The organism is Geminicoccus flavidas (assembly GCF_009806515.1).
Classification (GTDB): Bacteria; Pseudomonadota; Alphaproteobacteria; order Geminicoccales; family Geminicoccaceae; genus Geminicoccus; species Geminicoccus flavidus.
The window spans coordinates 1-6,583 of sequence record NZ_WUJP01000135.1; the positions used below are offsets into that span (position 1 = coordinate 1).

The following is a 6,583-nucleotide window of genomic DNA, read 5'->3' on the forward strand; positions in this document are numbered from 1 at the left end:
ATGCCGCGCTTCGCCGGGCCGGGCACCATGATGCGCCTGCCGGCCGCCGCCTCCGCCGAGGGGCTGGACGCCTGCTTCGTCGGCATCCCCATGGACATCGGCGCCTCGCACCGGGCTGGCACGCGCTTCGGCCCGCGCCAGATCCGGCAGGAATCGACGATGATCCGCCCCTACAACATGGCGACGCGGGCGGCCCCCTTCGACAGCCTGCAGGTGGCCGATATCGGCGACATCCCGACCAACACGTTCGACCTGAAGAAGTCGGTCGCCATCATCGAGGAGCATTACGACCAGATCCTCCAGGCCGGCTGCATCCCCCTGGGCCTGGGCGGCGACCATACGCTGGTCTATCCGATCCTGCGCGCCATGGCGAAGAAGCACGGGCCGGTGGGCCTGATCCATGTCGACGCCCATGCCGACATCAACGACCAGATGTTCGGCGAGAAGATCGCGCATGGCACGCCGTTCCGCCGTGCCATCGAGGACGGAGCCATCGACTGCCAGCGCGCCGTCCAGATCGGCCTGCGCGGCTCCGGTTACGCCGCGGACGAGTTCGACTGGACGCGCTCCAAGGGCTTTCGCGTCGTCCCAGCCGAGGAGTGCTGGCACAAGTCGCTCACCCCGCTGATGGCCGAGGTGCGCACCATGATGGGCGATGGTCCCGTCTATCTCAGCTACGACATCGACAGCCTGGACCCGGCATTCGCGCCCGGTACCGGCACGCTGGAGGTGGGTGGGCTCACCATCTGGCAGGGGCTGGAGATCGTGCGCGGCTGCCGCGGACTTAACCTGGTCGGCTGCGATCTGGTCGAAGTGTCCCCGCCCTACGATCCGGCCGGCACCACCGCCCTGGTCGCCGCCAACTTCCTGTTCGAGATGCTCTGCGTGCTGCCGGGCGTCCAGTATCGGGCCTGAGCCAATGTCGTCGGCTCTGCCTGGATCGTCTGGCCCGCATACCCGGCCGGTCACCATGTTCGGGCCGGACTTCCCGTTCGCCTACGACGAGCATGTCCGCCACCCGGCCGGGCTGGGCCGTTTGCCGGCGGAACGGCACGGCATCGAGGTCGCGGTGGTGGGGGCCGGCATCGCCGGGATCGTCACCGCCTACGAGCTGATGAAGCTCGGGCTGAAGCCGGTCCTCTACGAGGCCGACCGGATCGGCGGGCGGCTGCGCTCGGAGACCTTCAAGGGCGGGGACGGGACCATCGCCGAACTCGGGGCGATGCGCTTCCCGCCATCGGCAACCACCCTGTTTCACTATTTCGACAAGGTCGGGCTCAGCACCCATCCTTTTCCGAACCCGCTGACCGCTGCCGCTCCCAGCACGGTGATCGAGCTGGGCGGTCAGGCCCATTACGCCCGCACGCTCGCTGACCTCCCGCCCTTGTTCCAGGAGGTGGCGGCTGCCTGGAAGGAACTCCTGGAGGAGGAAGCCGCCTTCCGCGAGATGCAGGCGGCGATCCGGGCACGCGACGTCCCGGCGATCAAGGCCATCTGGAACCGACTGGTGCCGGAGCTGGACGAGCAGACCTTCTATGGCTTCCTCGCCCGCTCCCGCGCCTTCGGCCAGCGTTCGTTCCACCATCGCGAGGTGTTCGGCCAGGTCGGCTTCGGCACGGGCGGCTGGGACACCGACTACCCGAACTCGATGCTGGAGATCCTGCGCGTCGTCTATACCGATGCCGACGCGGACCACCGCACGGTCGAAGGCGGGGTGGAGCAGTTGCCAGTCCGCCTTTGGGAGCGCACTCCCGACCGGCTGGTGCATTGGCCTGCCGGCACCTCGCTGAAAGGCCTGCACAACGGCATGCCCATGCCCGGCGTCGCCCGGATCGAGCGTGACCCGGACGGACGGGCCGCCCTCACCGACCGCTGGAGCAACCGCCGCACCTACCAAGCAGTGGTGATCACGTGTCAGGTCTGGCTGCTCTCGGCCCGGATCGACTGCGAGGAATGCCTGTTCGCCCATCCGATGTGGATGGCGATGGAGCGCACCCACTACATGCAGGCATCCAAGACCTTCGTGCTGGTCGACCGGCCGTTCTGGCGCGAGATCGACCCGGCCACCGGACGGCACCGGATGAGCATGACGCTCTCCGACCGCCTTACCCGCGCCACCTATCTGCTCGACCAGGGCGAGGACAAGCCGGGCGTGATCTGTCTGTCCTACACCTGGAATGACGATGCCATGAAATGGCTGTCGCTACCGGTGGACGAGCGGGTGCGCCTGATGCTGCACAGCCTGGCGCAGATCTACCCGGACCTCGACATCCGCCGGCACATCATCGGCCACCCGATCACCGTGTCCTGGGAAGCGGACCCGAACTTCATGGGTGCCTTCAAGGCCAACCTGCCCGGTCATTACCGCTACCAGCGCCGGCTGTTCAGCCATTTCATGCAGGACGGCCTGCGGCCGGAGCAGCGCGGCATCTTCCTGGCCGGCGACGACGTGTCCTGGACCGCGGGCTGGGCGGAGGGCGCCGTCACGTCGGCCTTGAACGCGGTGTGGGGGGTGCTACGCCATCTGGGCGGCACGGGTGCGGCCGGCAATCCCGGCCCCGGCGACCGGTTCCGGGAGCTGGCGCCCATTGCACTCGGCGACTGAACGGAGACTTCAGCAGTGACGAGCAACGCGGACCTGCGGGCCCGGCGCGAGGCAGCGGTTGCGCGCGGCGTCAGCAATCCCACCGGCATCTATGCCGCCAGGGCCGAGAACGCCTTCGTCTGGGACGTTGAGGGCAAGCGCTATATCGACTTTGCCGGCGGGATCGGCGTGCAGAATGTCGGCCATCGTCATCCCAGGGTGATCGAGGCCGTGCGCCGCCAGCTGGACGGCTTCGTCCACACCGCCTTCCAGGTGCTGCCCTACGAGCTCTACGTGGAGCTCGCCGAGAAGCTGAACGCGCTCGCACCCGGCGACTTTCCGAAGAAGACCGCCCTGTTCACGACCGGCGCGGAAGCCAACGAGCACGCGATCAAGATTGCCCGCTTCGCCACCGGCCGCCCGGGCGTGATCGCGTTTTCCGGCGCGTTCCACGGCCGGACCCTGCTCACCCTGGCGCTCACCGGACGGGTGGCGCCCTACAAGACCGGGTTCGGGCCGCTGCCGGGGGACGTCTACCACGCGCCGTTCCCGTCCGCCTTCCACGGGGTGAGCGAACGGCAGTCCCTGGACGCGATCGAGGCGCTGTTCAGCCACGACATCGGCCCGGAACGGGTCTGCGCCATCATCATCGAGCCGGTCCAGGGCGAAGGCGGATTCCGAGTGGCCCCGTTCGGCTTCCTGCACGAGCTGCGGGCCTTGTGCGACCGCCACGGCATCCTGCTGATCTCGGACGAGGTGCAGGCCGGCATGGGCCGGACCGGCAAATATTTCTCGATCGAGCATTCCGGCGTGGTGCCGGACCTAGTGGTCGCTTCCAAGAGCCTGGCGGCCGGCTTTCCCCTCTCCGCGGTGATCGGCCGGGCGGAGATCATGGACAAGCCCGGCCAGGGTGGGCTGGGTGGCACGTTCTCCGGCAACCCGATCGCCTGTGCCGCGGCGCTGGCGGTGCTGGACGTGCTGGAAGAACAGGACCTGCTGCGGCGCGGCCTGGCGCTGGGCGAGCTGGTGACCGGCCGGCTCCAGGCGATGGCGCGCCGCAACGACCTCACCTCGATCGGCGAGATCCGCGGGCTGGGCGCTATGATCGCGGTCGAGCTGGTGACCGACCGGGAGACCTGGGCGCCGGCCCCGGAGCTGGCGCGCAAGGTGACCACCTTGGCGCGCCGCGACGGGCTGGTGCTCCTGACAGCGGGCCATGCCAGCAACGTGCTGCGCGTCCTGGTCCCGCTGACGGCACCGGACGAGGTGGTCGAGGAAGGCCTGCAGATCCTGGAGCGGGCGCTGGTCGAGGCGGAGGCGGTCCAGGCGGGGAGCTGAACCCGCCTGCCGCCCCCCAGTACCCGCAGTCAGCCGCGGCCGATGAACGGCATCTTGGTCGCCATCACCGTGACGAACTGGACGTTGGCATCCAGCGGCAGGCTCGCCATGTGGACGATCGTGTCAGCGACATGCGCCGCGTCCATCTTGGGCTCCGGCTTGATGCTGCCGTCCGCCTGGGGCACGCCGCCGCTCATCTTCGCGGTCATCTCGGTGGCGGCATTGCCGATGTCGATCTGGCCGCAGGCGATGTTGTACTTTCGCCCGTCCAGGGAGGTGGAACGGGTGATGCCGGTGACCGCATGTTTGGTCGCGGTATAGGCGATCGAATTGGGGCGCGGCACGTGCGCCGAGATCGAGCCGTTATTGATGATCCGCCCACCCTGCGGGTCCTGGTCCTTCATGAGCCTGAAAGCCTCGCGGGTGCACAGGAATACGCCGTTCAGGTTGGCATCGACGACGTTCTTCCAGTCGTCGTAGGTCAGTTCCTCCAGGAGCGCGTTGCGACCGAACGTGCCGGCATTGTTGAACAGGAGGTCGAGGCGGCCAAAGCGCTCCTTGACCTTGGCGAACAGGTTCTGGACCGAGGCGTCGTCGCCGACATCGGTGCGCACGGCTAGCACCTCCGCCGGTGCCGCCTCCTTGGCAACCGCATCCAGCTGTTCCTGGCGGCGGCCGGCCAGCACCAGCGACCAGCCCGCCTTGGCCAGTGCCAGGGCAGTGGCGCGGCCCACCCCGCTGCCGCCGCCGGTGATCAGAGCGATTTTCTGTGCAGCCATCCTTGGTGCCCCCTCATGGTCGTTCCGCCTTCATGGCGGCGACCACGCGCCGGGCCAAGGGGTGTTCGGCGAGATCCTCCACCGGCACGTCCAGCCGGCGTCGCCAGTTCGGTCTCTCCAGGTCGGTGCCCGGCAGGTTGAGCTGCTCCACCTCGCCGACCAGATCCTCCGCCTGGGCCAGCACCAGGGAACAGGGGGTGCGGGCGAGCATCGCGTGCGCTGAGGGGGCCAGCGCCGCCTCGTCGCCCGGGTCGATGCCGATCACGGCGGCAAGCCCTTCTTTTTCCCGCGCCCGCTCCGCCATGGCGCTTTCCTCGGGCTCCGCACCCTGCACCTTGGCGCGCAGCTGGATGTCGTCCCCCTGCCAGAAGCCCGCGAGCGTGGCGAGGTCATGGGTGGAGATGCAGGCCGCGGCCCGCTCCGGCCATTCCTGCGGCGGCCGGAACCGCTCGCCGTCGCGCTCGAACCACATGACCTTGGTGGACAGTATGTCGGCTTCCGCCAGCCGCTCGCCGAAGCCCTCGGGCACCGTGCCGAGATCCTCAGCGACCACCATGCAGCCGTTCTCATGGCTGGAGATGGCCAATTCGGCGAACATTGCGTCGACCGGGTTGCGCACATAGGCGCCTTCCAGTGCCGAGGCTCCGGCCGGCACCCAAAACAGCCGCTGTAGGGTCATCGCATGATCGATGCGCAAGGCACCGGCATGGCGCATGTTGGCCCGCAGCAGGTTGCGCCAGGCGGCCATGCCTTCCCGGATCAGGACCTGCGGGTCGAGCGGCGGCACGCCCCAGATCTGCCCGCTCTCGCTGAACGGGTCCGGCGGCGAGCCCACCGCGACGTTCTGGGCAAAGCGCCATTGCTGCGACCAGAACTCCGCGCCCGACGGCGCCGCTCCGACCGCGAGATCGCGGTAAAGGCCCACCGCCATGCCCTCGGCCCGCCCGGCCGCCAGCGCCAGTTCCTGGTCGAGCTGCCATTGGACGAAGGCATGGAAGCGGACCCGCTCCGGATCGACCTCCTGGCCGACCGTATCCGGCTGGCGCGCCCAGTCCGGCCAGCTGGTCCAGTCGCTCGTGCCGAACCGCTCCTCCAGCGCCTGAAACTGGGCGAAGGCCAGCAGTGCCGGGCTAGCCGCCGCGGTGAACGCATCGAGATCGGACCGGTCCTCCAGCGCCGCAAAAGCCTGCTCGGCCGAGGCGAGCTTGGCGGCGACCACCGCCGGGTAATCGATGAACCGGCCGGCCGCGCGGCCATCCGCCGGCAGATATTGCTGATCCAGGACGCTGCTCAGATAGCGCAGGTCGAGAAAGCGCCGGTCCGACGGGTAGTACGGGCTGGCGCGGCCAGGATCGCTCAGGAACAGCGCGTGGAACGGGTTCAGCCCGACCACGTCGGCGCCCAGGGCCCTGCAGGCATCGACGAACTGGGCGAGCGTGCCGAAATCGCCAATGCCGCTGTCGCGCTCGCGCTGGCGCAGCGCATAAAGATGGGTGGTGATGCCGAAGCGCCGCCCGCCGTTCCGCAACGCCTCGGGCAGGTGGCAGCGCCCGGGCGAGACCAGCAGGCGGGCCGGCTCGTCCCTGTCGCCGATTTCCCACCGGCCGGCCGGCAGGTCCTCGGGCAGGGCGACGCGGCAACGCGTCAGGGTCCGGCCATCCTGGCGCCGGCTGGCCACCACGTGGCCCGTTCCCGGCTGGACCGTCACCCGCCGGATCTCGCCGGCCTCGGTAGCCAGCTCGAGGGTCACCAGCCGGTCCGGATCGTCGGTGGTGATCTCCACGACCGGCGCATGACCGGCCCTGGCGACCGTCAGGCGCGGAACTAGGCGCTGCCAGGCCTCCTGGTCCAGCCGCTCGAAGGAATCGGCAATCTCGCCGGC

At 69.1% G+C, this 6,583-nt stretch carries 5 protein-coding genes; 3 read left to right on the forward strand and 2 right to left on the reverse strand.

Annotation, left to right across the window (positions count from 1 at the left end):
• The 3 genes from speB to gabT form a co-directional block, all read left to right on the forward strand.
• On the forward strand, positions 1 to 915 hold a 915-nt coding region (gene speB, locus EQG76_RS03665), incomplete at its 5' end, for an agmatinase (RefSeq protein ID WP_159710712.1).
• Between the two features lie 4 nt (positions 916 to 919).
• Positions 920 to 2,605 carry a flavin monoamine oxidase family protein gene (locus tag EQG76_RS03670; protein ID WP_159710713.1) on the forward strand — a complete coding sequence of 562 codons (1,686 nt, stop codon included), beginning with the start codon at positions 920 to 922 and terminating at the stop codon, positions 2,603 to 2,605.
• 15 nt (positions 2,606 to 2,620) lie between these two features.
• Positions 2,621 to 3,922 carry a 4-aminobutyrate--2-oxoglutarate transaminase gene (gene gabT / locus EQG76_RS03675; RefSeq protein WP_159710714.1) on the forward strand — a complete coding sequence of 434 codons (1,302 nt, stop codon included), beginning with the start codon at positions 2,621 to 2,623 and terminating at the stop codon, positions 3,920 to 3,922.
• 29 nt (positions 3,923 to 3,951) lie between these two features.
• On the opposite strand, the gene EQG76_RS03680 is transcribed toward gabT, so the two are convergent.
• Both EQG76_RS03680 and malQ read right to left on the reverse strand, forming a co-directional pair.
• On the reverse strand, positions 3,952 to 4,701 hold the full coding sequence (locus EQG76_RS03680; protein WP_159710715.1) for an SDR family oxidoreductase: 750 nt from the start codon (positions 4,699 to 4,701) through the stop codon (positions 3,952 to 3,954).
• 13 nt (positions 4,702 to 4,714) lie between these two features.
• A partial coding sequence (gene malQ, locus EQG76_RS03685; RefSeq protein WP_159710716.1) for a 4-alpha-glucanotransferase occupies positions 4,715 to 6,583 on the reverse strand: 1,869 nt, incomplete at its 5' end.

What these genes read in the sequence shown, in the direction of transcription:
- EQG76_RS03680 (WP_159710715.1), bottom strand. Translation starts at nt 4,701, where the DNA reads ATGGCTGCACAGAAAATCGCTCTGATCACCGGCGGCGGCAGCGGGGTG.
- EQG76_RS03670 (WP_159710713.1), top strand. Translation starts at nt 920, where the DNA reads ATGTCGTCGGCTCTGCCTGGATCGTCTGGCCCGCATACCCGGCCGGTC.